Raw genomic sequence first — 25,715 nt, 5'->3', positions numbered from 1 at the left:
TTGCCTGCTTCCCATTCCCCCAGGCGGCTGAAAGGCCTTGCCGGATCGGCCAGGTCGAAGCTCGACGAACTGATCCCCGGATTGAGCCGCAGACCGCAGGCGATCCCCCCGGCGCGCGCTGAAGCGGTCGAGCTGCCCGATCGAGTTGAAGATGATCTTGTCGGCGTGCGCCACCGCCTCGTCGATCTCGTGGTCCGCCCAGGCCACGCTATAGGCGTGGGTTTCTCCGCCGAAGCGCGTCCGCCCGAGCTTGACCTCGTTGAGGGATGAGGACGTGGTGCCGTCCATGTATTCGCGCATGAAGTCGAACACCGACCAGGTGGCGAAGCACTTCAGGGCGAGCAACGCCTTGGCACCGGATTTTTCGCGCAGGTAGGCGATACGTTCCAAATTCTGGAGGAGCTTGGATTTGTCGATGAGGTAGTAGGGTGTCTGGATCAGGTGCATGGCGTCAATCCTTCTGGGCACTGGAGGGCAGCGGCAGGTCGTTCGAGCAGCTCGGTTGTGGAAGGGCGAGGGCGCGGCTGGGACGCTCGAAACGGAAGAGTGGAAAACCTGGCGATCCCGGACGCGCCGCCAGGCCTGCCACCGCGTCCGCGGTCAGAAGTCCGTTTTGGGGAGACACGCTCCCCTCAAGCGACAGGTGGCCGACACAATAAGAATGCACCTGCCGCAGGAACTGTCCTGGACGTTTCCGTCCGCGGCCTAATGGAGGCGCGCTGCCGCATTCCCTGCCCGGGGTGTCCGACGCTATGGACGGCCACGTCTTGCGCACTCATAGGAGCACCTGCGACCAGTTCGAATGGGCGGTCGACTCACGGTGCGGCTTCGGCTGATCCTCCCTGGTCGAAGGGACGACGACCGAGGCGATGCACCACGGACACCGGGAGGCTGCTCTTGGAAGGAAACGGCTGCAGGAAAGGCAAATGCGCCTGAGACGGGAAATCATCATTGTCACGCTCCATTAGTGCGACGTCACCAAGCGCCGCAGGAATGAACCGCAAGTTCTTCTAAGATGACCCGGAGCAGGAATTACGTGCGGGCTTCAGGGTTGGAGAGCCTGCTCCGGGCAAGGACGCGGCCCTGTCCGGCAAGCCTCGAAATCCTGATGTAAGTCTCCATGCACATGAATCTTACTTAGTCGTTGGCGCTATTACTTCAAGAGGACGGATATTGCTTGGCAGGCACTTGCTCCGCATTCCCCGTCGACCAAGCCAGCCATCGCTTGTCTGCCCTTCCTGAGGAAACACGCAGCCCCGATGGCGCATTGTTCTGCGCAGGCTGAGCTCGTCAGCCTCACCGCAGCATTGCTACGGATGCGCAAGATGTCCGACCCACCTCGGCGGAGAGAGCCGTCTCACTGGGCGGTCTCCGAATCAGGCTGACCCTCCAGGACTCTCAGGATCTGCTATGCGGCCTTGACGTGCGCCGGATTGGGGTAGCTCTTGATGGCCAGTATGACGATGCCGATGCCCTCGGCGGGAACGAAGGAGACATAAGCACCGAAGCCATTCGTCGAGCCCGGCTTATTGATCAGCCCGTCCTTCCGGGGCAACTTCCGCGGCAGGTGGAGCCATCCGACACGCCCGACGGTGAGCGGCTCATAAACCAGTTCGGCACGCCGAGCACGAATTCGCGCTTGGTCACGATAAAGCCGAGCGTCTCGTAAAAGGCCACGTTGACTTCAAGATCAGTCTCCAGATAGGCGGTGGCTGCGAGTGCGTCCATGTGCTGGCAGCAACGTACCATCAGGCGCCGTCCTATGCCGCGCCGCCGATATGCCGAACGCACCGCCAATGGACCGATATGCCAGTGCAGATCAGTTGGATCGTTGCGCGCCCAGGCCGCCAGCCAGCGGTGGATGCGCCACACCCCGGCCGGTGGGTTGCTGGCCACGATAGTGCTGGCAAAACGCAGTGAATCTATCAGCGCCGGACGACAGCGGCCCGGTTCCATCATGCCAAGCACACCGATCAGTTCGCCATGTACATAGGCGCCCAGCACTTTGCCGTTCGAGTGGACGTAGGCGACCAAATGATCAAGGAAACGCAACAAGCGCCGCTGCCTGAAGTCGGGATTTGTGCCGAACGCCTTCACGTGCATTGGATTGTCATGCATGCCGTGGGCCAAAATCGCCGCCGCGCGGCGCAACTCGCCAGGTGCCAGCATCCTGATCTCAATGAGCAGGTCGCCGTCAGTCTGGTTATGCGATGTCTGTTTTCGTATCATCAGAGCTTATTGATGAAGCATCCTCTTTATTGAGAAGATCATGTTCGACGCGCTGAATGGTTGTCGCGGTCGAGGCCAAATGGAATGGCTCGAGCGATGTCCCTGGCAATCGCGCCGACGCTCGGCAATATCGCTGAAGCGGGTGTCGAGCCGAACCGCAAGATTTCCGCAGGGATGTCAAAGCCCACGCCCGAGATGCTGGCCTGGCCTTCGTAGGCAATGACACCGCCCCCGGCTGGGCATACCCGAATGGCCGTCTGCGCACAGCGCGCCGGCCACCACATTGCCGACGCTAATGCAATTCCGCATCTGCTGAATTGTTGCCTGCTCGTGTGCGCCGACCGCGGTGAAAGGGCAGTTTTGATATAGGGGCTTCTGCGGCCCAGGCGTTGCCGCCAAGGCTTTGGCCTCTTGTCCAGGGCTAGCCCTCAGAATTTATCGGAGAAGCGCCTGAGGGTTGGCACACTCGTACAGCGCGCAAGCGACGACCGCCGAGATTGTCGATGACGGCATCTCAAGCAGCGCTCCAAGCCAGCAGCACAACGCCGCCGGAGATTAGGGAGATCGCCAAGCCCTGAATGAGGTCGATGGATTCACCCAACAGGAGGACGCCTATGCCCGTGGTGACGATCAGTGAGCCGCCGACGATCAGGGGGTTGCCAACTGCGACCAGCACGCCGCGAGCGTAGATGAAAAACGCCAAGATTTCCACCATTCCGATCGCCACGCCAGCCAGTGTTGCTAGCAGGAAACCGCGTCCCGACCAAAACGGCAGACTGCCCGATTGCACTTGCGTCGTCAGCAGAAGACCGAGCCCGAGGAAAACCGCCACGAATTGCAGAACGACTGCGCCGAGGATGGGATTTATGTCATCGGCCGAGAGCTTGATTAAGATGTTATACAGTCCAAACATTACTGCGGCGACAATGATCCACAAAGTAACCATCTTCGCATGCCTCCTGGAACGCCCGCCGCATTCGCGGGAGCGCGGGTACGTTGCTTTCCGCGGCGGATCATAGAGCGCGGCCGCGTGATCAATAGACATTCATTGGGTCGGCCGACACTTGCTCATCGTGCGACTGCGCTACGCAGCATCATGAGTTCGCCAATGTTCTCGACAGTGACGTAGCCGATCAGATTGTCCCTGGCATCTAACACGCCAACGGCGGGAGCCTCTCTCTTCTGTAGGTGCGCGAGCGCCGTGCTGAGCTTCTCGTTGTCGCGGATCACAGGAATGTTCGCGGCCATTGCCTCGACCACAGGAGCCTGGCTTCCGCGTTGTTGGAGACCGGCGACAAGCCCCTCGCGTGTTAACACGCCGCGGAGCCTGCCGGCGCCATCGACGATCGGGAACTCATGCTGGGTCGTGCGCAGCAGGACTTGTGCCGCCTCATTGAGGCTCGCAGTCGCTGGCAGACTTTCGAACCGGCTGATCATGACATCACGGATGGCAATGGCGCGTGCTGCGTCCTGCAGCCCCACCGCCTGCGTTTCGGCGGTGGCAGCGAGATAGACGAAGATGGCAACGAATATGAGCAGCACGTTGCCGGAGACAAGACCGATGAAGCCAAAGGCAAAGGCAGCAAATTGACCGATGGTCCCGGCAATCTCCGTCGCCCGGACGCGGCTGTAGCGCATAGCGAGCAAGGCACGCAGCACACGACCACCATCCATCGGGAAGGCCGGGATGAGATTGAACAGAACCAGCCAGACATTGACTGTGGTCAGGCGAGCGACGAACGCGACGCGCGGGTCCTCCATCGACGTTAGCGCCTCGATGCCGACAGTGGTGCCGAGCACTACGACGAGGAAGGCAGCGATGACGACGTTGACTAGGGGCCCGGCGACCGCCACGACGATCTCTTCCGACGGTTTCTCGGGTAGGCGCTCAAGCTGCGCAACCCCGCCAATCGGCAAGAGGGTGATCTTTGGGGTTCGGATGCCGTAGCGGCGCGCGGCGGCGGCGTGGCCGAGTTCGTGCAGCACCACGCAGGCGAACACGGCGGCGACGAAGCCGACTCCCTCGACCGCCGCCGACGTTCCACCCGCCTGAAAATAGGCGATGGCGATCCAGGCGAGCAGCAGCACGAACGTCAGGTGGATGCGAATTTCGGTGCTGCCAATGCGGAGGATCGGGTAGGACCACTGCATGGGCGTCGCTCCGTCAGGTGAGAAGGCAAGCGTGCCAGCCGAGCATGCCCTCGATTGCCGTAGCGTCAAGTGCTTGCTGACAAGTGCGTACGCCACCCCTAGCTAGACCTCGGACTTCGGGTTCCGGGAGCGTGGGCCGCGACGATATGAATGCCGCTCCCGCCCGCCGTCAGCCATTCGCATGCAGTCACTCCAGCGCCATGTTCCTTGTTTCGACGTCGATGAACGAAACGCACGCAGCAGCGGCGACGAGGAATCCGGAGAGAACCAAGAGCGCGAGCGTGAAGTCCGTCGTCATCATCGGCGCGACCAATGAAGGCGCGAGCAGCCCACCGAGGCGCGCCATCGCGCCGGCAGTGCCCATTCCACTCGCTCTGAGAGTTGTCGGGTAGACTTCCGGCGTGAACGCGTAGACACCAGCCCATGTGCCCAGCAGGGCGAAGCTCATGAGCAGGGTCGCGCCCACCACGATCAGGCTCGTCTGGCCAAGGCTGTAGACGAGGCATCCCGCTGCGCTGAGCAGAAGGAAGCCGATCAGCGTGGGCTTGCGTCCCCACTTTTCCACGCCGTACGCCGCAAGCGCGTATCCCGGGAGCTGCACGAGGGCGACCGCCACCAGGAAAAGCTGCCCACGCACGAAGCCGAACCCCTCCGAGGACAGGCGCACGGGTAGATACACGAACACGCCGTAATACGAGAGCGAGATGGTGAACCATGCGCCGAAGAGGAGCGCGGACCGACGCCGCAGAGCAGGGGAGAACAGCGCGAAGATCGACTTCTTCTCCCTATGATCCGGCTCGAGAGGACCGATTACCGCAGATGAGCCGTTTTCCCTGGCCATTCGCTGGAGCACGGCGCGCGCTTCGTCCGAGCGGCCTTGTTTGTTCAGGTAGAAGGGTGACTCTGGAACGTAGAAGCGCACCAGGATGCCGATCAGCGCGGGTATGCTGCTGACGAAGAGGATCGTCCGCCAGGCCTCGCCCCCCGCGATCCCGCCACAAACGCCAACAACGCAAGCGCGACCGTACCGGGCGCCCAGAATGACTCCAGCCATACGAGCCAACGGCCACGACGGTCGGCAGGAAGGAATTCCGCCATCATCGCGTAGTCAACGGGCAGCGTTCCGCCGACGCCGAGCCCGGTCAGCAGCCGAAGGACGAGGAGCCACTGGAAATCCGACGCAAACGCGGATGCGATGCCGAAGGTCGCGTCCACGAGGACGGCGCTCAGCAGGACCGGACGGCGCCCGATCCGGTCGGCAAAACGGCCAAAGACGAATGCGCCGATCAACATGCCTACGAAGAACACGGTGCCCGTTTGAAGGGCTTGAGGAATGGAAACTCCAAAGCTCGCGGCTATCGAGGGGGCGGTGAAGCCGATCGCGAGAACCTGCATCGCATCCGCGGCCCAAACGAGTCCGAATATGATGAACAGGCGCCGTTGAAACCTTCCAACGCCTGCCGCCCGAATTCCGTCCTCCACCGTGATGGGTGGGTGCGTCATGTTGTATTTCCCTGGTGATAGTACCTGTTTCCACAATCGCGGAGCGCCCGACTGTCCCCTGTATCGAGGTGACCTATCGGGTCAATGACGGTCCGGCGGAAACGCGGCTGCTGGCCGGTCGCGAATTCCACGGGCTGGACAGGCTTCTCCCGGTTCTCACGATCAGCCACCGCGCTTGGCCACGCTGGGCCTCTCGGAGGGCGCAAGGGCCTGCTTGTGCCCAGATGACGGTCCCTCGGAGACGCTCATGTCGCGCACAACCGAGCGTTCCTTCCAGCCAAACTCTGCGAGAAGGGCGTGGTCCTGGCCGAGGCGATCTCGGATCACCCTTGTGTCGCGGTCCCGGACGCGGGCCATATTGTTCAGGAAGACCGACCGGGGCCATAGTAGCCGCGGTCCTGAAACAGCTTTCAGACACCTAGCGGCAGCTCCAATGAGAGCAGATGATTTCTGCGGAGTAGTTTCATGGTGGCGGTTGCTACCTAATCGCGGAGAAATCTGCTGACCGGGCGACCAGATCATCTAGGTCCCGGCGCAGCTGATCAAATGCAAACCCGATGCCGAACAGGCGTCCGAGGGAGGCGGTCGACAACGTTCCCGTCGCGCCGGATCGCCTCATCTGATCCAGTGCAGCCCGGTAGGCACGGACAGCCTCGGCAACCGCGCCCGTGTTCCTTGGCGGCTTCCGGCCCGACAACATCGCGCCTGCCCCTCTCAGGCTCGCCGCGATGCACTCTGTAGCACGCAGCCACGCCTCCGATGCACCTTCAGGAAGCGGTTGGGGCCCCGCCTCCCTGGATGCGCGCCGCAGCATGTCGACATCGTGGCGCAAGCGCCTCATGGTTCGCAGCAAAGGGGTCGCGTCCGGAACGTCGGACAGCCAGACACGCCTTTCCTGGGTCGCTTCGTTCACCAGCTCCTCCAGAAGGTTGAGGTCTTCCCGTGTCCTCACTGCCAAAGGTCCGACTCGCGTTCGGCGGCCTTGGACGCCGGCGGCCATGGCCTCCAGTTGGCCCGCCAGAAGCTCGGATAGCCGAGCTGCGATCTCGGCAACGGACCGTGAGGCGCGGGTCGGCATCACGATGACGGAGACGAGGAGGCCGACGCTGCAGCCGATGACTACCTCCAGCATGCGTTCCGCCGCCACGCCGACCGGCCCGGCTGCCCGCGGGTACGCCAGAACCATGAACGCTGCCGTGATGGGTGCTACGCGAAAGCCAGGCGAGACCGCGGCCATGATCGAGGGGGCCGTCAGCGCCAGGCTCAGGGCGATGACGGCAGAAGGCAGATCATCCCCTGGAAATAGGAGCGCGACCGCTGCCCCATAGGCTGCCCCGGACAAGGATCCTGCGAACTGTTCGAAAGTGGTGCGCAGGGAGCCGCCAACATTGCTCTGGGTGACCATGATCGCCGTAATGACAGCCCAGAATGCGTGCGGCAGGCCAAGCGCGGATATCGCCAAAAGGGCGCAAACGCCGGCGACTATCATCCGCAACGCGTGCACCCAACGAAGCCGATTTCGGGCGAGCCAAATGTTGAGCGTGTGCATCTTGAGCTGCGGCATGACTGCAACCTCGGTCGCATCTCCCTCCGATGATTCTCGCCCTCGTCATCGCGCTGTTGTTGCGCGCCAACGGAGGGGAGAACAGGCCAAGACCGCGGAGGCGCTGGAGCGCTAACGCTACACCCGACGGGACGAGATCGCATTCGGGAAGATGGCAGCTTGGGGTTGCTAGTCTTGGGTAGGGGGTGTCAGCCATGAGCCTCCGAGCTCAAATCCGCCGTCCGCCATTTTCACTTGCCTTGGCACTTCTTGACATCCCAGGAATGGTCGCGACCGAGCGGTCCGCAAGGAGCGACCACGCGCGGCATCTCGCGAACGTGTTCGGCACGAGCACGGCCAACCGTTCCCTGGCCGGATGAAGCTCCCATTTCCTGCTGTATCGAGGAAACCCTATCGGTGTCGCCCTGTAGTCTAACCATCCCAGGCTTGTTGATGCTTCCTGAGAGGAGGATGCGACATGTCGGTTGAGCGGTTCCGTAGAACACGAATGGTGGTCTTGAATCCGATGTCGACGGCTTATCAGGCCGCGCGGGCAATGGCGGACAACCATATCGGCGCGGTGCTTGTCAGCGGCCCGGGCGGCGTCGCCGGCATCGTCACCGACCGTGACCTCGCCCTGGCGGTGCTTGGCGGCGGACTGGACCCCAAGACAACGCCGCTTGTAGAATCATGTCCGAGGAGGTGGTCACCAGTGAGATCAGCGCGGATCTCGATCAGGTCGTGGGCCTCATGCAGCAACACGGCATTCGGCGCATTCCCTTGAGCCGGCCAGTCGGTCTCGTGACGTTCGATGATCTCGTCGTGGACAGTTCCTTGTCCCTGGAAACATTGCGGGGCATTGTCACCGCGCAGCTCGAGGTCGAGGCCCCCCATAAGCCCGCCGGAATGCTCCACCCGAGCGCTGGCATGACCGCGCAATCAAGGACTCGTGCCCTGATGAGGGCCAAAGCCCGGGCCGAAGCAACCTACGGCCGTATGCTGCAGGCTATGGCCGATGCCACCGGGCTCGAGCGCAATTCCGCAGAGCGCGCCTTGCTGATCGCCTGCTGCATGCTATGCCGCCGCCTCGCGCCGGGCGAGGCGCAACACCTGATCGCGCAGCTCCCGTCATTGCTGCAGCAACAGCTCGACCAGTGCGCCGACGGGCCAGACCGCGCGGTATCTACGGAAGCCATCGAAGACAAGCTGAGCCGCTCACTCGGACTGGCTCCTGAGAGCGCAAGCGAAATCCTTCGGGCGATCTGCAGGGTGATCGCCGAGAATGTGTCGGAAGGCCAGATCCAAGAGGTGCGCGGGCAACTGCCGGACGAAATGAAGGCTTTGTTTCCGATCACGGCTTGATCGCAGCCGCGACGGCGCGGCGAGCAAGCTCGCCGCTACAGCCAGGAGGTCGACAATGGACGCACTCGAGCGCGATTACACGACGGTGCTGCTGGCCAGCCACGATCCACCGTGCCTTTCGCTGTACCAGCCGACGCATCGCGCGCACCCGGACAAGCAACAGGATCCAATCCGGTTTCGAAATCTCGTCAAGGACCTGGAGCTGTCTCTGGGACGGAACGGCGGGGAGCATCCGGACATCCTGGGCCCGTTCCACGACCTGGCTGAAGACGGCGACTTCTGGAACCACGCTCTCGACGGCATCGCTGCGTTCGCAGCCCCGGGCCTCTTCAAGGTCTATCGGCTCCAGCGGCCGGTAAGGGAGCTGGCGGTCGTGGCCGACAGCTTCCATGCCAAGCCGCTTCTGCGCATTCTGCAGTCGGCGGACCGCTACCACGTCCTCGGGCTAAATCGGCAGGTGGCGATCCTCTTCGAAGGCAATCGCTACGCCCTTGACGAGGTCGAGCTGGAGGCCGGGTTTCCTCGAACGAGCGCCGACGTGGTCGGCGTCAGAGAGGGCGAGCCGGAGCGAACGAAGAGGGCGTATGGTCCGGCGGGGCCGGGCCGGACGACGCGTCATGGCACCGATGTTCGCCAAGACCTGGTAGACAGCGAGACCGAGCAATTCTTCCGGGCGGTGGACGACGCTGTGCTCGAGCAGTATTCCCGGCCGTCCAATATGCCCCTTTTGCTGGCGGCGCTGCCGCAGCACCACCACCTTTTCCACACGGTCAGCCGCAATCCGTACCTGATGCCAGGTGCGATCGACGTCCATCCGGGCGCGTTGACAATCGATGAACTGCGGGAGCGCGCTTGGCAGCTCGTCCTTCCCTGGTACCTCGACCGCCTCAGCGGGCTTGTCGACCAGTTCGGCGCGTCGAGAGCAGAAGGCCGCAGCGGCTCGGATGTGGCCGAAATCGCCAAAGCGGCTGCCGCCGGCCGCATCTCCACGTTGCTGATCGAGGCCGATCGCATGATTCCCGGCCGCTTCAATCCTGAAACGGGCGAAATCGAGTTCGCGCCGCCCAACGATCCTGGCACCGACGACCTGCTCGATGACCTTGGCGAGCACGCGCTCAGGACAGGCGGCGAAGTGGTGATCGTTCCGGCTGAGCGCATGCCCACGAGTACGGGCATCGCCGCGATTTATCGGTTCTAAGTAGAAGGCGGCCGATTGCCGCTGGCGCAGCCGCGGTCGGAACAAAGCTGTCGGGGCTCCGTTCGTGACGTTGAGCCGATCTCGCCGGATTTCCACGCGGCGAACCCCCTGCAACACAGGGACAGTGGTTTCGACTTGGCCGCCACGGCGTAACGCGAGCCGCTCTCTGCTGCTGCCCACAGGCCACCAATCTAACAATCCTTTGAGACAAGGGAGACAATCATGGCCAGCCCATACATAAATGACCAGACTGCGCGCACCGAAACTGCAGCTGCGCTCGGACGGTTGCTTGCCGACAGCTACATGATCTACCTTAAAACGCAGGGGTTCCATTGGAACGTCGCAGGGCCGCAGTTCGAGCCATTGCATACGCTGTTCCAGGAGCAGTACACCGAACTGGCTCAGGCGATCGACGAGGTTGCCGAACGGATTCGCGCGCTCGGCCCCAAGGCGCCCGGAAGCTTCTCTGAATTCAAGGAATTGACGTCCATCAGCGAAGAGACGGGGGCACCCGCCGCCGACGCGATGATCGCCCAGCTGGTGTCCGACCACTCCACCGCATCTCGTACCGCTCTGCAGGCCGTGGCGGCGGCAGAGTCGCGAGGCGATGTTGCGACCGCCGACCTCGCGACGCAGCGGGTCGCACAACATGAGAAGACCGCCTGGATGCTGAGCAGTCTTCAGGAACGTGGCAACTGACTCCATGGCCCGAGGAATGTCAGCTGTCCGGAGAACCTGCTCGCGACCGTGCAGCGTCGAGCCAACGGATGCCACTCTCTCTCGCTTCAGCTAGGAGGACACCGCGCGATGCCGAAGGCAAAGGAGACGCGCGAGGAGCGTGAAAAGCGGGAACTCGACGACGAGTTGGATCGCCAGCTTCGGGAAACGTTCCCGGCCAGCGATCCACCAAAGATCACGCGCAGCGCCCCAGCGACCCGCATCACGCCGAAGCCGATGACCGACGACAAGGCGAGGGAATGAACACGCCGCGATTCTCCTGTCACGTCGGCGACACTTGACTGGCAATGCTGGTGGTCCGCCCCGAGCAGATGGTGGTCGCCGCATCTCTGGTGCCGTAGCCGGCCAAGCAGTGAGCGATACGCCCGTGCCGGTTCAGGAGCAATTCACGTGAGTGATGAAGAAATCGTCGTCGTCGTGACGAGAATAGCGGCTGCCGTGTTGGTGGGCGGCCTGATCGGGTTGGAGCGGACCTTTCGCGGCCGCCCGGCGGGTTTCAGGACACACGCCCTGGTCAGCATCGCATCCGCCATGCTGATGCTCGTGGCCGTGAGCCAGGGGGAGTGGATGACCGGCGTGCCCGCCGAGGCGATACGGACCGATCCGACCCGGATGGCACAAGGCATCATGACAGGAATCGGATTCCTTGGCGCGGGCGTGATCCTTAAGGAAGGAGCGACGGTGCGCGGCCTGACCACCTCCGCCTCGATCTGGGTGACGGCAGCACTCGGCATACTGATCGGCATCGGCTCCTATGTACCGGCCGTGGTCGGGACCGTGGCGACCGTACTGGTCCTGTCCGCGTTCCGGATTGTGGAGGCCTGGCTGCCCAGCCCGATATACGCACATCACACGATCACGTTCGCGCGTGATGCCGTGCTGCCCGAAGAGGAAGTCCGGAAGCTCGTCGGCCAGCATGGGTTCTCGGTAGAGAGCCTTGCACATCGGTTGGGGGGCGAAAGCAGATCGTTCGAGTACCGGATGGTAATACAGGGTCGCGACCGGGGCGGTGTCGAGCGGCTGTCGCAGCACTTGCGTAAGCTGCCCGAGGTCAAGGAGTTCCGCATCGCGCCGATTGGCGGCTGAGGATCGCTGCCCCACGCGTGCGGCCATCATGGAGAACTTTCGATCACGCTGTCGACGTTGCCCGGTTCACGAGGAAGAACTGCGGCGATGTCGCCCTGGCGCTGGCGTGATCCAGGGCTGCCCGGACAGGCTCAGGCGATCTCGACCCCGGCGTCCTTCATCTTCTCGGTCGTCAGGGCTAGCGAGCCTCCGAGGTCGATCGCCCGACAGCCTTCCATGATCACCCTGGTCTTGAAGCCTAGCTTTACCGCGTCCAGCGCCGAATAGGCGACGCAGTAATCGGTGGCGAGGCCAACGAGAGCCAGCTTCCCGATGCCCCTGTCCCTGAGATAGCCGCCGAGACCGGTCGGCGTGCGATGGTCGTTCTCGAAGAAGGCTGAATAGCTGTCGATACCCCTGCGGAAGCCCTTGCGCACGACGAGTTCGGCCTTCGTCCATTCAAGCTCCGGGTGGAAATCGGCGCCCTTCGTCCCTTGCACGCAATGATCGGGCCACAGCGTCTGCAGGCCATACGGCATTTCGATGTTTGAGAAGAGCTCGCGGCCCGGATGAGTGGACGCAAAACTCGAATGTCCGGCCGGATGCAATCCTGCGTCAGGACCACATGCTCGAATTCATCGACCAGACTCTTGATCAGTGGTACGACTTCGTCTCCGCCGTCGACCGCCAGCGCGCCGCCAAGGCAATAATCGTTCTGCACGTCGATGATGACCAGGACCTCTTCCGCCATTTTCCGCTCCTGTCGCATCCTGCTCGGCGTTGTGGCCAGCCAAGCCCCCGAACGCGGCTCCTACAAGCGGCACCGCCTGGCATGAACGTTTGGCTTGGCTCCCCGGCTTCACCGCCGTCTGTCTGCTATCGCCCATGCTCCGATAGGGCAAGTCATCGGATCCCCTAGGCTCGCGCGATTGCGACGGGTGGGCGATCCTGCATAGAGAACCCGGGCAGCGTCGAGGGCGCGCCACACGTGTCTCGTGGCGGTGATGCGACAACGTTAAAGCACCTGACCGATGGCGATGCCGACGAGGATAACGCCACTCAGCGGGGTGCCGAAGCGGGCCAGATCAAACGACACGATGCTGATTTGCGTCACTCGCAAACCCAGTGCCACACCGATGGAAATCGCCAGTAGGCTGCCGATCGAGGCGGAAAGGGCGACAGCGAGGGCCGACATGTGCAGCAGCCCGGCACCGACGGTTGGCCGAGAGCGCAACCCCCGGAAGCAAGGCCTCAGGAAGGGAGCACACGGCATTCCATTCGGTCTCCCAGTCCCGGTCCTCTGCGGTCGCCTTTTCGAGGAGCCGCTTTCGATCTGCCAGTTCCCGCTCACGGTCACCGAGGGCGAGGCGGAACTGCCTGGTTTCCGATGCCTGATCTACGAATCCTTGCGCGATGATCATCAGGCCTTCGAAGCTGGCTTCCGGATCATGGGAACCGCCGGCAGCGTCGAGGGCAAAGTTGAGACGAGCGAACTGGGAATCGCCATCTGACTTTGCCGCCTCCACGTCCCGCTCAGCCGCACGGACCGCGGCAAGCGCTTCAAGCGCGAGATCCCGCAGCCCGAGCCACGCTTCGAGCCTCTCAGGAGACATGTTGCCGTCCAGTCCCATGCAGCGCAGTGTGTCGGTCACCTGGTCATTGATGCGCTGTAGATCGGACCTTGCTGCGTGCAGCAGTTCGCCCGCGCGGGCAATGTCGGCGTCGAGAACAGCCACACTTTGGAGATCCTGCTGAAGTCGTGCCGTCTCATTGACGTGTCCGAACCGGGATCTCGTGGCCTGATCGTCCTGCCGCAGCGCATCTTCGAAAATGTTGGCTGAGTTCTGGTCCAGGTTCTGGCGATGTGCTGCCAATGCCTCCTCGCGGGCAGCGCGGAGGGCTTCCACTTCCTTGTCTGAGACGACCGCCGATCTCCCTCAATGCGCTGAGTTCAGCGCTCAAATGCCTTCGCTCCGATTCCAGGCGTTCCAGTTCCTGTTCGTGGCGCTCCACCTTCTTCCGGGCTGCCGAGAAATCGGCTTTCCACCCATCGATTGTGAGCCTGTCTGGGACGAGCATGCTTAGGAGTTCTTCTGGGTCGCCCGCCCATGGGCGCAGAGCCCGCACCTTCGAGGCAAGCGTCTCCTGAAGGGAGGCGAGCGTCTGCTCCGCCATTCGAAGACGAGCACGATGATCGTTGGCGCGCACAGCGGATAGGGTAGACGACAGAGTGGCTGACCCGGCATCCGAACTGATGGACAGACCGTGTCCTTTCGCCTCGAACCTTTTCCTCTGCGGCTTCGAATGCTGAGTTAGTGAATGCCTCGTAGCCTGCTACTTCGTCGCTGATCAGGCGCCGCAGCTCAAGCAGTGGATCGCCGGAGGCGGCTTGTGCCGCCATCGGCGCCCGGGCCTCGACCTCGAGCTTTTCGACCCAGCACTGGCCGATAACGGATGCGCGTTCATCCGCCTCGGTCTTGAGAAGATCCATGTCGCGGCGCATCCGCCGGGCGAGGGGGGTCGTCCCGGTGATCCGAACGCGCGAGACCAGATGATCGGAAGCGGCCTCACTCCGCGCCCGTTCCAGTACCCTTTCGATCTCCTTTGCCAAGGCAGCCCAGTCGTCAATCTTGCTCGCGTTAACTTCAATCCGCTCGAACTGAGCGACGCTCGTGAAGCGCTCCTGGACCTGAACTGAGAGATCATCGGTGATCGTGACGAGCGTTACGGATTTGGCGCCGGCTTCATTGATGTCGCGCCCTTGAGGTATGCCGGGTCACCACGGTGCATTGTCCGTCGACGACAGAGCGCTTGTGAATGTGGTCCAAGGCCCAATAGCGGAAGCCAGTCCCGTGGAGATCGGAGAGGCTGCACGGGGCATACGGATTGTGCCCGCTCGAGCCGGAGAGGCTGGTGTGCATGATGCCGATGTTGAATGCGTCCTCGACAGGCGGCTTATACTTGCCGACCAGGCTTTCGGGGACGTGCGGGTCCGCGAAGCTCAGTCCATGGATTACCACCGGGAAATGTCCGGGCTCGCGGTCAACGGCGATGGCTTCGGCGCGTCCGGAGAACACTTTGACCGTCTCCGGGAAAACAAGCTCTTTGGTGATCTGCGAGAGAGCATCGTGATTGCCGCGGATGATGAAAACCCGGATTCCCGCTTCGTGAAGCCGGCGAACCTGCTCGGCGAGAAACCGGGCGGTTTTCATCGAGGTCTGCTCGTCATCATAGAGATCGCCGGCCAACAGCAGCGCGTCCACCTGCTCTCGAAGGCAAAGATCGACGATCCGAACGAATGCCTGCCGGGTGGCGTTTCCGATCAGGTCGGCTAAGTCGGAATTCCGCATTGCCAGAGATCTGAGCGGAGAATCCAGGTGAACATCCGCTGCGTGAACGAACCGATACGCCAATGGCCTGCCTCTCGTTCCAATCTTACCAGCGATTGCCGGGTGACGGTACGATCGCGCATCTAGCAGTAGCGGATGACAGAACCTGTCACCATGTCCCCAGGAAACTGCACGGGCAGAACAATGAGCTCATCATTCACACGGAAGGCGCAGTTCTAGCGGCAGAGAGCAGACGGCTTCAAAGATTCGTCACGCCAGAGTTTGACGGCAGGTTTGCGCACACAAGCGGCCGTAGAGGTATGTCCTACCGCTTCCCGAAACCCGACACTGACCGGCTTCCCAACTTTGCAAGACAAGGCAGTTGACAGCGCAAACGGGAGGCGCATAGATGGTCCGTATGTAAGACCTTACGTCCGATAATCGGACCCGAGAAGCCTCGCAGACCAAAATGACAGCTAGCCTCGGCCAAAGCGAACAAAGCCTTTCCGTGACGAAGGCGATCACGATTCTGAGCGCTGTGGCCGACGCGCAAGTCCCGCCCACGGTTTCGGAGATCATCGCCAAGGTCGGGTTCAGCAAGACGGTTGTGTTGAGGATGATCGCGACGCTGACCGCCCATCGGCTGCTGGAGCGGGATGTCCAATCCAACCGCTACATGCTGGGGACCGGTCTCATCACGCTGGCCCACACCGCGATCAGCAAGCATCCGCTTTCGCTGCGGGCGGCGCCGATCCTGTCGGAAATCGTGCGGAGCACGGGCGATATCGGGCTGCTGATGGTCGAGGACCGCGGGATGTCCCTCTGCATCGAGCGGAAGGTGGGGGCGTCACCAATAGCCACGGTGGGCACGAATATCGGCACGCGATCTCCGCTTCACTGCGGCGGCGGGCCGTTTGCGCTGCTGGCGTTTTCCTCCGATGAGTTCATCTCGGAGTATCTGAGCCAGCCGCTCGAGGCGCGGACCGCGGCAACAGTTACGGATCCCGAAAAGATCTGGGACCGGATCAGGGAAGCCCGCGAAAATGGCTACACGATCGGCAACGAGGACCTGTTCCAATACGTCGTCGCTGTCGGAGTTCCCATCCGGGATGCCGGCGGGAAATTGCTCGGCAGCCTGAGCATTGGGAGCATCAATCATCGCTACCCCGCTGAGCGCTGCCGGGAAATCGGAATCGAGTTGAGGGATCTTTGCAGGGATCTCGTCTGATCATGAACCGGAGGAAATGTATGAACTTCGAGGGATTAATCGCAGGAACGATTGCTGGGCTCGTGCTCGCCGCAGGTTCTGCGCAGGCGCAGCAGGCCGAAAACAAGCTGAGGTGGTCTAGCACCGTCTCGATCACGGCTCCGGACCCGTATTACAACTTTCACCGCGAAGCGATGATCCTCAACGGGCAGCTGGTCTGGGACACGCTGATCTACCGCAACCCGCAGACGGGCGAATACGAGCCCTTGCTGGCGACGTCGTGGAAGTGGATCGACGATGTCACGCTGGAATTCGTCCTGCGTGAGGACGTGAAGTTCCACGATGGTCGATCGCTGACGTCCAAGGATGTGGTCTATACCTATAACTACATCTCCGACCCTGCGAACAAGATCAATGTCCAGAGCAACGTCAACTGGATCAAGAACGCTGAGGAAATCGACGAGAAGACGGTCCGGCTCAATCTCAAATCGGCGTTCCCACCCGCGCTCGAATATGTCGCCAGCCTGCACGCGATCCTGCCGGATGGCTTTTTCGGAAACGATGGCAAGGCGGGCAGCAATGGCGGCCTGATCGGCACCGGCCCTTACAAATTTGATGAATTCGTGCCCGGGTCGACCATGCAACTGTCGCGTTGGGACGGGTATTTCGATGGCAGCCCGAAGGGCAAGCCGAACTTCAGCGAGGTCGAGTACCGGGCGATCCCCGATCCCTCGACGCAGATGGCCGAGCTCCTGAGCGGCGGGCTCGACTGGATTTGGTACGTGCCGAAGGACCAGGCCGGACCGCTGTCCACCATGCCTGGGGTGGTGGTGAATCCTGCCGAAACAATGCGCATCTCGTTCCTGTCGTACAATGTTCGCGACATGGAAGGCGGCAATCCCCTGCAGGACATTCGAGTGCGCCAGGCGATCGCGCATGCCATCGACCGCGACACCATCGTCAAGCAGGTCGTCGGCCAAGGATCGACCGCGATCACTGCGCCCTGCTTCCGCACCCAGTTCGGTTGCCAGCAGGAAGTGACCCAGCATCCCTACGACCCCGAGAAGGCGAAGGCTCTCCTTGCAGAAGCTGGCTACGCGGACGGCGTGACGCTTGACCTGGTCGCAAACTCGAGTCGGGACAGGGCGTGGGTCGAATCGGTAGCCGGGTATCTGAGTGCCGTCGGCATCAAGACCAACGTCCAACTCCTACAGTACGCGGCCGCCTCGGAAAGGATGGCGAGCAACAGAACCCACCTGTTTATGGGCGACTGGGGCTCCTATGGCATCAACGACGTTTCCGCGCTGCTGAACAACTTCTTCACCTTCACGCCCGACGACATGGCGCGCGACGAGACCGTTTCGAATGCGTTGAAGGCGGCAGCTGCCACCATCGACAAGGATACGCGCATCGAGAATTACGACGTCGCGACAAAACGCATTGCGGAGCAGGTGTATTGGCATCCGCTTTGGACCAATCCCACCACCTACGCCCATCAGGCGGACCTGGAGTTCCAGGCGTTCCCCGACGAGAACCCACGCTTCTTCCAAGTGAAGTGGAAGGACTGAAGTCAAAACGTCGGGCGTAACACGGGGGATAACACCGATGCTCGTTTTCGCGCTCAAGCGCTTTGTTGTTGGCATACTGGTCATGCTGGCGGTCTCGACGATCACCTTCACATTGACCAATGTGGCCGCCGACCCGGCGCGAACGATTGCGGGTGAAGGTGCATCTGCCGCGGATGTCGAAGCCATACGTGAGGCGTATGGCTTCGACCGCCCGATCATCGTCCGCTACGGCGAGTGGCTGGGCGGAGCGCTGAGGGCTGATCTCGGCGACTCCTACCGGCAGCGCCGTCCCGTCGTGGACGTCGTGATGGAGCGGCTTCCCGTCACCATGTCCCTTGGAGGACTGGCTTTCGCAATCGCGATCCTCGCCGCCATTCCCCTTGGCATCATAGCAGGACTACGGCCTAACTCCTGGATCGACAGGGCCTCGCTGACCTTCGCTCTCATCGGGCAGGCAATGCCGACATTCTGGTTTGCCCTGCTCGGCATCGTTGTCTTCAGCGTCACGCTGAAATGGCTACCGGTTTCCGGGTCGTCGTCGCTGTCCCACTTCGTTCTTCCTGCCGTCGTACTCGCCTATTACGCGACGCCGACCCTGATGCGGCTCACGCGTGCAGGCATGATCGAGGTCATGCAATCCGACTATATCCGCACCGCCAAGGCCAAGGGGCTGCGCACCGGAAAGATCGTGCTCAAGCACGCCTTGCGGAACGCAATCCTCCCGCTGGTTTCGGTGGCAGCCGTCCAGTTCGGCTTCATGCTCGGCGGCTCGGTCGTCGTCGAGACCATCTTCGCCATGCGGGGCGTCGGCTACCTGGCATGGGAATCCATCACCTATTCGGACCTGCCGGTCGTGCAGGCAATCGTCCTGACCATCGCGGCCATTTACGTTGTCCTGACGCTCGCGGCCGACATCATGAACGCCTGGCTCGACCCTCGCCTGCGCTCGAACTGAGAGTCCTCCCATGTCGCAAGCCACCTCGGAAGCTCCCGTGAGCACATTTGCCGCGCCGCGTTTCCCGATACGCCGGATGCTTCGCCACCGGAGCTTCGTGATCGGTGCCGCAGGTCTCGGGCTGATCGTTATCCTCGCCGCGGCAGCACCGTTGATCACCTGGCACGATCCCTATGCACAGGACCTGATGAACCGACGTATTCCCCCCATCTGGTATGCCTGGTTCTGGGATCATCCGTCGGCCGGATGGCATCACCCGCTCGGAACGGACAATCTAGGCCGCGACTACTGGGCAAGGCTTGTCTACGGAGCGCGGATATCGCTCCTGATCGGGTTTTCGGCAACGCTCGTGTCGGGCCTGATCGGAACGTTCCTGGGAGTTGCAGCCGGCTATTTCGGCGGCCGTGTCGATTTGGTGATCTCCTTCATCATCACGACCAGACTGGCCATGCCCGTGATCCTGGTCGCACTTGCGACCGTTGCCCTTCTGAATTCGACGCTACTCGTGATCACCATGGTCCTGGGTCTCCTGTTATGGGACAGGTTTGCGGTGGTCATGCGATCGGCAACGATGCAGGCGCGATCTCAGGAATACGTAACCGCCGCGAAGGCCATAGGCTGTTCGACGCCGCGAATTATCCTGACCGAAATCCTGCCGAATGTCGCTGCCGCCTTCACCGTCATCGCCACCATCGAGATGGCCACAGCGGTTCTGTACGAAGCGGCCTTGTCCTTCCTCGGCCTTGGCGTGCAGCCGCCGCTTCCCTCATGGGGCCTTATGCTTGCCGAGGCCAAGGAGGACATCTTCTTTTCGCCATGGATGATAACGCTGCCGGGTATTGCGCTGTTCGTCCTTCTTCTTTCCATCAACCTTCTCGGTGACGGCATCCGGGACCTGAGTGCTCCAGGAGGTCGGTCGTGATCGATGCTTCAGCGACGGCCGTAGCCGTCAAGCCTCTCCGCGCGCAAACCGTCCTTGAGGTGAAGGGGCTGGACGTCCGGCTTCCGACACAGAGCGGCATTCTGCATGCCGTACGAGGGGTGAGCTTCGACGTTGCACTCGGCGAGACGGTCTGCGTGGTCGGCGAGTCCGGCTGCGGCAAATCGATGACATCGCTGGCCATCATGGGTCTGCTGCCGAATGGAGCGGTCCGAACGGCGGACAGGTTGGCATTTTCCGGCAAGGATCTCACGGGCCTGACGGAAAGGCAGATGTCGGATCTTCGTGGCGACAAGCTGTCGATGATCTTCCAGGAGCCGATGACAACGCTCAATCCGGTCTACACCATAGGCGACCAGCTCACCGAACCGCTGTTCCGCCACCGTAGGATCGGCCGGCAAGAAGCTTATGAGAAGGCCGAAGCCATCCTGGAAAGGGTGGGCATAAGCGGGGCAAAGCGCCGCCTGGGCCAGTACCCTCACCAGTTGTCAGGCGGACTTCGCCAGCGCGTGGTCATCGCCATGGCCTTGATGTGCGAGCCACAACTGGTCATTGCGGACGAGCCGACCACCGCCCTCGACGTGACCATCCAGGCCCAGATCCTGCATCTCCTGAAGCAGCTTCAGCGCGAATTCGGCATGGGCATGCTCTTTATCACGCATGACCTCGGATTGGTCGCGCGCTTGGCCGACCGCGTGGTGGTCATGTATGCCGGACAGGTCGTCGAAAGTGGCCCTGCCAAGGACATTTTCGAGAGGCCGGTGCATCCCTATACCCAAGGCTTGCTGCGATGCATTCCGATCCCTGGACGCACCGAGCGCGGTGGCCGGCTAGGTGCCATTCCAGGCATGGTACCGAGCCTGATCGGTGGAATTGAGGGGTGCAGCTTTCGGAGCCGCTGCCCGGCCGCCCTGCCCCGATGCGCCAACGAGACCATTGAACTCCAAGACCTGAACGGCAGCCATTCCTACCGCTGCGTGCTCGATGCGGCTGCGGGCAATGATGCCTGGAAGAGGAACGCCGGCTCGATGGAGAAAACGGCATGAGCGGGCAGTCGACCGTACTGGAGGTCCAGGACGTCACCCGGACCTATCAGGTCTCTCACGGACTCTTCGGGGGCAATAAGGAACTGCGAGCGCTGCGCGGCGTCACTCTTTCGCTGAAGAAAGGGGAAGTGCTTGGCATCGTTGGGGAGTCCGGCTGCGGAAAGTCAACGCTCGCCCGGCTGCTGCTGGCTTTGGACAAGCCGACGACGGGAGACATCCTCCTTGACGGACGTCCGGTCAGCAAGACCAAGACCGGCATCATCTCCCGCAAGGTCCAGCCGATATTCCAGGACCCCTACTCCTCGCTCAATCCCCGCAAGACGATTGGCTCGATCATCACCCTGCCGCTCAGGGTGCACAAGATCGGCAATGCCGCTTCACAGCGTGAAGCCATGCTCGAGATCATGGATCGCGTCGGGCTTTCGACGAGATTCATCAATTCCTATCCGAACCAACTGTCGGGCGGACAAAGGCAGCGTGTGGCAATCGCCCGAGCGCTGATCATGAAGCCCGAAGTCGTCATCTGCGATGAGCCGACATCGGCCCTGGACGTGTCGGTGCAGTCGCAGATCCTGAACATGCTTCAGGATCTGCAGGTCAAGTACAACCTCACTTATGTCTTCATCAGCCACAATCTGGCAGTGGTCGAGCACATAGCCACCCGAGTGGCTGTCATGTATTTCGGCCGTATCGTCGAGCAGGCGGAAACCGAAGCCTTCTTCCGCAATCCCCGCCACCCCTACAGCCAAGCCCTACTGGGGTCCGTGCTCACGCCGGACCCGGAACTGGGCGTCCCCGATCCTGATCTCGGTACCGTCTTCCCCGATCCACTCAACCCGCCAGTGGGCTGCGCATTCCATCCCAGATGCCCGAAGCGAGTGACGGTCTGCGACCAGCGCCATCCCGAACCGACAGGTGACCGGGACGACTTCGTCGAATGTCACCTCTTCGGTCCCGCCAACTCGTAGCCTTTTCAACTGGAGACATTTTCATGAAGAGACGCGACTCTATGGTCGTGGCCCCGCAACCAGAGGCTGTCGAGGCCGGAGCAGAGATACTGAAGTCCGGTGGTAACGCGGTAGACGCGGCGATTGCCTGCGCCCTTGTCCAGGGCGTCGTGGACCCGATGATGTGCGGCATTGCCGGTTTCGGCAGCATGGGTGTCTACGCCCCCTCTCAGGGCCGTCATAAATATATCGACTTCCATGCGCCCGCACCGCTCGCCGCGCGTGACGATATGTGGGAGGACTTGATCGAAGGCGAGGCCCGGGACGGTTATGGCTTCATCCTCGCAGGCCGGGTTAACGACATTGGCTACCAGTCGGCCTGCGTGCCAGCCTCCCTGCGCGCCTATGAACTGGCTCACTCGCAATATGGCAGCCTCCCCTGGGCGGAAGTCATGGCACCTTCCATCGACTGGGCGAAAAAGGGCTGGACGGTCCGGCCGCACGTTCATGCGTTCTGGTCTGACGAAGGAAAGATGGGACGTGTCGCAAACCATGAGCGGCTCAGACACACGCCGTCTGGACGCGCGCTCTATTGCCGGGAGGACGGAAGCCCGAAGATGGTTGGCGATCTGGTGATCAATCCGGATCTGGCCAACACGCTGGAAGCGATCGCTCGCGAGGGCGCCGATGTTTTCTACAAGGGCGACATCGCCGGACTGATCGCTGAAGACATGAAGGCGAATGGCGGACTGATCTCGCGCGAGGATCTGGCGACCTACCAGCCGAAGGTCCTCGATCCACTCTGGGGTGAATACCGAGGCTACAGGGTCGCGACGAACCATCCTCCGGGTGGCGGCATCATGCTGCTTCAGATGCTCAACATTCTCGAAAATTTCGACCTGAGGGACATCGGTCACAACACCGACGAGTACATCCGCATCGTCTGCGAGGCGATGAAATATGCCACCATCGACAAGGACAGGTTCGTGGGCGATCCGGATTTCGTCGACGTCCCGGTAAGCCGTCTCGCGGCCAAGGATTATGCGAAGGAACTCGCCGACAGGATTCGCGCCGGCGATAAGGCTGACGTTCCGCGTTTCAACTCCGGTCTGCCGAGCAAGGACACGACTCACATCAGCATTGTCGATCGCGACGGCAATTGCGTGACCATGACCCATTCGCTTGGCATGCCCTCGGGCGTCGTCACCAAGGGTCTGGGATTCATGCACAATGGCTGCATGGGCGTGTTTGATCCGCGGCCGGGCCGCGCCGGCTCGATCGCCCCGGGCAAGGCGCGGTTCAGCTCGATCTGCCCCTCGATCATTTTCAAGGACGGCGAGCCCTACGTCGTCGTGGGAGCGCCTGGCGCCACCCAGATCGCAATGGGCGTTCTCCAGTCGATCCTCAACGTCCTCGATTTCGACATGACGATGAGCGAGGCGGTCTCCTCCCCCCGCTTCTCGGCCACCAGCAATGCGATCGACGTGACCAACCGCATCCCGCGTTTCGTAACCCGCGCGCTCGAGGAGAAGGGCTATGAGGTTATTCGCAGCCCTCTGAGCTTCAGCATCGCATGGGTTCATGGCATCCGCATCGTCGATGGAATAGCGGATGGCGGAGCCGATCCCGGGGCAGACGGGATGGCCCTGGCGGTCTGACTGCCGCCGAAGGGTTAACCAGGCTCAATCCGGGCCGCCGGAGCGGCTTGGCGAGTCGCATGTACAGGGCCAGCGATGCTGTCGCTGGCCCTCCGGGGAGAAGTCAGGATACCGAATGTTTTACGAACCTTCGAAGGGTCATCCCCTGCCTTGGGATCCATTCAAGGCGATCGTGGCTCCTCGGCCGATCGGCTGGATTTCAACTGTGGATCGCGACGGCCGGGCGAATTTGGCGCCCTACAGCTTCTTTTCCATTGTTCAAGGCAGACCTCCCATGGTCTCCTTCGCGAGTGAGGGCCTGAAAGACAGTGTCGTGAATGCCCGCGATACCGGGGAGTTCGTCGCCAATTTGGTGACAGCCAAGAACATCGACGCCATGAACGCATCGTCGAAATCCTTGCCCCATGGTGAGAGCGAGTTCGAATATGCCGAACTGGAGACGGCACCGTCGTCCCTGGTGAAGCCGCCGCGTGTCAGATCGAGCCCAGCCTCGCTTGAATGCGTGGTAACCGACTTTTTCGTCCTCAAGGACAGGAGCGGGCGCGCTCTGGATGGTTTCCTGGTCATAGGAGAAGTCATCGGCGTGCATATCGATCACGCGCTCCTGCAGGACGGCCGGTTCATGACCGAAAATGCCGAAGTCGTCGCAAGGTGCGGATACAGAGACTATGCGAACGTGACCGATATGTTCACGCTGATCCGGCCCGACGATAGGGATGGTTCGCTGCCTGGGCTATAGCGAGTTCAGCAGAGAGTGATGGGCGCGAAGCCATAGGTGTTATCCCGCTAGCCGCAACGGGAACGTCGGCCTTTGGAGACCTGGAGCCTCGAAGCTGCCGGTCCGCTCCCGTGCGCAGAGCTGTCGGACGGCTTCAACGGCCGAAAACGGACGGCTTTTTGCTTGGGCGAGACGTAAGCGGTCGTTCGTCGTGGGGATCAAATGAGCCCGCGCGCCACGGTATCCGGCCTGGAGGGAAGCTAACTGAGAAGCACGGTTGTAGGCGCGATGGGCTAGGACCATCTGTAGCGCATGGCAAGACAACCAAAACAGCGGCCGCCAATGAGGCTTGTTCAGCAGTGGCCAATCTCGCCTTCGGCAACGCTCGGGTCGGCCGTCCGGGCGAAGGGAATTCTCCTCGAAGTGCGTGCACGCTTGCCTTTCGCTACGCGGAAGCTCCTCGATGTTGAGACCGGGTCGCTGGTCCTTCGCGTTCCGGAAGACGACGACTATGATTACCATGACGTCGTCGACTCCGTGACGGACACACTCGTCGGGATCGAGGATCTGCCCGTGATCCCCCGGGAGGTTGAGGACATCCTAACGATCACATCCGCCGAGCGACATCGCTGGCTGAAAGACGGCAGGCTACAGAGCGCGGGCACGCGGACCGTGAAATTGCGTGGCCGCGCGCGGAAGATCACGTTCCATGTGTTCGAGCCTCGTCACATCGAGGACGTGCTCGATCGCGACATGCCTTCGCTATGGCGCGAACAGGATGCCCTTGCAGCAGCTGAGAACCGCCGTCGCGCGGCGGGAAAGGCTGCGCTGACTCGGGCCGGAAAGCTGGCTCGAAAGAAGGACTCGGCTTCCAGCCCGGAGCCGTCGGATGCGGCATCCCCGAGGCTTAAAGGGTGGGAAGAGTTCGATCTCGATGGGCTTCTAAGGTGATGAAATCGGCCTCCCTGTCGGGCATCACCCCTCCGACATTCGTTTGGCCGCGCGGTCTGCAGGATACACGACGGTGCCGCTTTGAAAGACCGCTCCAGCCGTCGGGACAGCCTCCTCCGTGCGACCTCTCGCCATCAGGTGGTAAACTTCCATCCCACGGGCGAGTAGGTGGTCCGCGATGATACGGCGATGACACCGCCGCCAAACCGCTTCGGAGCACATGATCGCGCAGCGGCGCTCCTCACCGAGCCTGGTGAGGTGGTCGAGGCCCGTATGACGGCAGTAGCGCTAGTTGCGCGGACATCCGGGTCGCTGGTCGTTCAGCTGTGTCGCAGGCCGCAGTAGCCGCAAGCAGCGCTTAGTTCATCAAAGGGTGAGGTCTGAAGCGGTAAGCATCCACTCCGGGATGCGGGATGGACCAGCCGCAGACGTGGACGGGATAATCACAGAATTCCGTCGACGGGAGCGGTGTGAAACGATTCTACACCGTATCGTCGCCCTGACCCCCTGCGCCTCCTGCTTTGATAGACTGTCAATCGGCGCGCAAAACTGACCCCTGATCGGCGTCCAATTTTGACCCCCTTATTGTAGGGCGACGGTGAGCGCC

24 protein-coding genes and 5 pseudogenes are annotated in these 25,715 nt (G+C 61.9%); 18 read left to right on the top strand and 11 right to left on the bottom strand.

Features of this window, described 5'->3' with window-relative positions; translation table 11 throughout:
- The 7 genes and pseudogenes from HUI96_RS28400 to HUI96_RS28370 all read right to left on the bottom strand — a co-directional run.
- A pseudogene (locus HUI96_RS28400) lies at positions 1-441 on the bottom strand (carboxynorspermidine decarboxylase); the annotation flags it as partial.
- A 967-nt stretch (positions 442-1,408) separates the two neighbouring features.
- A pseudogene (locus HUI96_RS28395) lies at positions 1,409-1,537 on the bottom strand (class C beta-lactamase); the annotation flags it as partial.
- On the bottom strand, positions 1,534-2,229 hold the full coding sequence (locus tag HUI96_RS28390; RefSeq protein ID WP_188258060.1) for a GNAT family N-acetyltransferase: 696 nt from the start codon (positions 2,227-2,229) through the stop codon (positions 1,534-1,536). The gene HUI96_RS28390 and the pseudogene HUI96_RS28395, both read right to left, overlap by 4 nt.
- A 514-nt stretch (positions 2,230-2,743) precedes the next feature.
- Positions 2,744-3,175: an EamA family transporter gene (locus HUI96_RS28385; protein WP_188258059.1), complete on the bottom strand. Its 432-nt coding sequence runs from the start codon at positions 3,173-3,175 to the stop codon at positions 2,744-2,746.
- Positions 3,176-3,297: 122 nt separating this feature from the next.
- Entirely contained in the window at positions 3,298-4,380 is a 1,083-nt protein-coding gene (locus HUI96_RS28380) for a site-2 protease family protein (protein ID WP_188258058.1), read from the bottom strand.
- A gap of 187 nt (positions 4,381-4,567) precedes the next feature.
- A pseudogene (locus HUI96_RS30185) lies at positions 4,568-5,883 on the bottom strand (MFS transporter).
- 478 nt (positions 5,884-6,361) lie between these two features.
- Entirely contained in the window at positions 6,362-7,447 is a 1,086-nt protein-coding gene (locus HUI96_RS28370) for an FUSC family protein (RefSeq protein ID WP_188258057.1), read from the bottom strand.
- A gap of 457 nt (positions 7,448-7,904) precedes the next feature.
- Between HUI96_RS28370 and HUI96_RS30410 the strand changes: the two genes are divergently transcribed.
- From HUI96_RS30410 to HUI96_RS28345, 6 genes are all read left to right on the top strand, one after another.
- Positions 7,905-8,210: a CBS domain-containing protein gene (locus HUI96_RS30410; protein WP_210320363.1), complete on the top strand. Its 306-nt coding sequence runs from the start codon at positions 7,905-7,907 to the stop codon at positions 8,208-8,210.
- Positions 8,117-8,788 (top strand): DUF2267 domain-containing protein, encoded by a 672-nt coding sequence (locus HUI96_RS28365; protein WP_210320362.1) that lies wholly within the window; start codon positions 8,117-8,119, stop codon positions 8,786-8,788. Before HUI96_RS30410 ends, HUI96_RS28365 begins: the two co-directional genes overlap by 94 nt.
- 55 nt (positions 8,789-8,843) lie before the next feature.
- Positions 8,844-9,986: a hypothetical protein gene (locus HUI96_RS28360; RefSeq protein ID WP_188258056.1), complete on the top strand. Its 1,143-nt coding sequence runs from the start codon at positions 8,844-8,846 to the stop codon at positions 9,984-9,986.
- Between the two features lie 222 nt (positions 9,987-10,208).
- Positions 10,209-10,685: a Dps family protein gene (locus HUI96_RS28355; RefSeq protein WP_188258055.1), complete on the top strand. Its 477-nt coding sequence runs from the start codon at positions 10,209-10,211 to the stop codon at positions 10,683-10,685.
- 108 nt (positions 10,686-10,793) lie between these two features.
- Positions 10,794-10,967, top strand: coding sequence for a hypothetical protein (locus HUI96_RS28350; protein ID WP_188258054.1), 174 nt, complete (start codon positions 10,794-10,796; stop codon positions 10,965-10,967).
- A gap of 147 nt (positions 10,968-11,114) precedes the next feature.
- Positions 11,115-11,810 carry an MgtC/SapB family protein gene (locus HUI96_RS28345; protein ID WP_188258053.1) on the top strand — a complete coding sequence of 232 codons (696 nt, stop codon included), beginning with the start codon at positions 11,115-11,117 and terminating at the stop codon, positions 11,808-11,810.
- Between the two features lie 131 nt (positions 11,811-11,941).
- Here the strand turns inward: HUI96_RS28345 and pncA are convergent.
- Together pncA and HUI96_RS28335 are read right to left on the bottom strand one after the other, a co-directional pair.
- Positions 11,942-12,540: pseudogene (pncA, locus tag HUI96_RS28340) on the bottom strand (bifunctional nicotinamidase/pyrazinamidase).
- A 264-nt stretch (positions 12,541-12,804) separates the two neighbouring features.
- A complete protein-coding gene (locus HUI96_RS28335) occupies positions 12,805-12,984 on the bottom strand; it encodes a hypothetical protein (RefSeq protein WP_188258052.1) in 180 nt (59 codons plus the stop codon).
- Between HUI96_RS28335 and HUI96_RS28330 the strand changes: the two genes are divergently transcribed.
- From HUI96_RS28330 to HUI96_RS30180, 3 genes are all read left to right on the top strand, one after another.
- Positions 12,983-13,300, top strand: coding sequence for a hypothetical protein (locus HUI96_RS28330; RefSeq protein ID WP_188258051.1), 318 nt, complete (start codon positions 12,983-12,985; stop codon positions 13,298-13,300). The genes HUI96_RS28335 and HUI96_RS28330 overlap by 2 nt on opposite strands.
- 177 nt (positions 13,301-13,477) lie before the next feature.
- Positions 13,478-13,630 carry a hypothetical protein gene (locus HUI96_RS28325; protein ID WP_188258050.1) on the top strand — a complete coding sequence of 51 codons (153 nt, stop codon included), beginning with the start codon at positions 13,478-13,480 and terminating at the stop codon, positions 13,628-13,630.
- A 548-nt stretch (positions 13,631-14,178) separates the two neighbouring features.
- Complete coding sequence (locus HUI96_RS30180; protein WP_337918681.1) at positions 14,179-14,487, top strand: hypothetical protein; 309 nt, start codon at positions 14,179-14,181, stop codon at positions 14,485-14,487.
- Between the two features lie 46 nt (positions 14,488-14,533).
- Here the strand turns inward: HUI96_RS30180 and HUI96_RS30175 are convergent, their stop codons facing one another.
- Complete coding sequence (locus tag HUI96_RS30175; protein ID WP_337918680.1) at positions 14,534-15,139, bottom strand: metallophosphoesterase family protein; 606 nt, start codon at positions 15,137-15,139, stop codon at positions 14,534-14,536.
- Between the two features lie 448 nt (positions 15,140-15,587).
- On the opposite strand from HUI96_RS30175, the gene HUI96_RS28315 reads away from it, so the two are divergent.
- The 9 genes from HUI96_RS28315 to HUI96_RS28275 all read left to right on the top strand — a co-directional run bounded on the left by HUI96_RS28315 (position 15,588) and on the right by HUI96_RS28275 (position 25,108).
- Positions 15,588-16,346: an IclR family transcriptional regulator gene (locus HUI96_RS28315; protein WP_188258049.1), complete on the top strand. Its 759-nt coding sequence runs from the start codon at positions 15,588-15,590 to the stop codon at positions 16,344-16,346.
- A 20-nt stretch (positions 16,347-16,366) separates the two neighbouring features.
- Positions 16,367-17,893, top strand: a complete 1,527-nt coding sequence (locus tag HUI96_RS28310) for an ABC transporter substrate-binding protein (protein WP_188258048.1) — start codon at positions 16,367-16,369, stop codon at positions 17,891-17,893.
- A 37-nt stretch (positions 17,894-17,930) separates the two neighbouring features.
- The gene (locus tag HUI96_RS28305; protein ID WP_188258047.1) at positions 17,931-18,848 is read left to right on the top strand and encodes an ABC transporter permease; all 918 of its coding nucleotides are present in this window, start codon (positions 17,931-17,933) and stop codon (positions 18,846-18,848) included.
- A gap of 10 nt (positions 18,849-18,858) precedes the next feature.
- Positions 18,859-19,770, top strand: a complete 912-nt coding sequence (locus tag HUI96_RS28300; RefSeq protein ID WP_188258046.1) for an ABC transporter permease — start codon at positions 18,859-18,861, stop codon at positions 19,768-19,770.
- Positions 19,767-20,834, top strand: a complete 1,068-nt coding sequence (locus HUI96_RS28295) for an ABC transporter ATP-binding protein (protein ID WP_337918679.1) — start codon at positions 19,767-19,769, stop codon at positions 20,832-20,834. The genes HUI96_RS28300 and HUI96_RS28295 overlap by 4 nt, the downstream gene beginning before the upstream one ends.
- Entirely contained in the window at positions 20,831-21,802 is a 972-nt protein-coding gene (locus HUI96_RS28290; protein WP_188258045.1) for an ABC transporter ATP-binding protein, read from the top strand. The genes HUI96_RS28295 and HUI96_RS28290 overlap by 4 nt, the downstream gene beginning before the upstream one ends.
- A gap of 23 nt (positions 21,803-21,825) precedes the next feature.
- Positions 21,826-23,439 carry a gamma-glutamyltransferase gene (gene ggt, locus HUI96_RS28285; protein WP_210320361.1) on the top strand — a complete coding sequence of 538 codons (1,614 nt, stop codon included), beginning with the start codon at positions 21,826-21,828 and terminating at the stop codon, positions 23,437-23,439.
- Between the two features lie 115 nt (positions 23,440-23,554).
- Positions 23,555-24,178, top strand: coding sequence for a flavin reductase family protein (locus tag HUI96_RS28280; RefSeq protein WP_188258044.1), 624 nt, complete (start codon positions 23,555-23,557; stop codon positions 24,176-24,178).
- Between the two features lie 291 nt (positions 24,179-24,469).
- Complete coding sequence (locus tag HUI96_RS28275) at positions 24,470-25,108, top strand: hypothetical protein (RefSeq protein WP_188258043.1); 639 nt, start codon at positions 24,470-24,472, stop codon at positions 25,106-25,108.
- A 24-nt stretch (positions 25,109-25,132) separates the two neighbouring features.
- On the opposite strand, the pseudogene HUI96_RS28270 reads toward HUI96_RS28275, so the two are convergent.
- Positions 25,133-25,369: pseudogene (locus tag HUI96_RS28270) on the bottom strand (DUF488 family protein); the annotation flags it as partial.
- Between the last annotated feature and the right edge of the window lie 346 nt (positions 25,370-25,715).

Origin of the sequence: Pseudaminobacter soli (ex Zhang et al. 2022) (genome assembly GCF_014595955.1) — a bacterium.
Lineage (GTDB): Bacteria > Pseudomonadota > Alphaproteobacteria > Rhizobiales > Rhizobiaceae > Kumtagia > Kumtagia pseudosoli.
The sequence above is the reverse complement of the archived record's forward strand: the minus strand, read 5'-3'. Positions and strand labels throughout refer to the sequence as shown.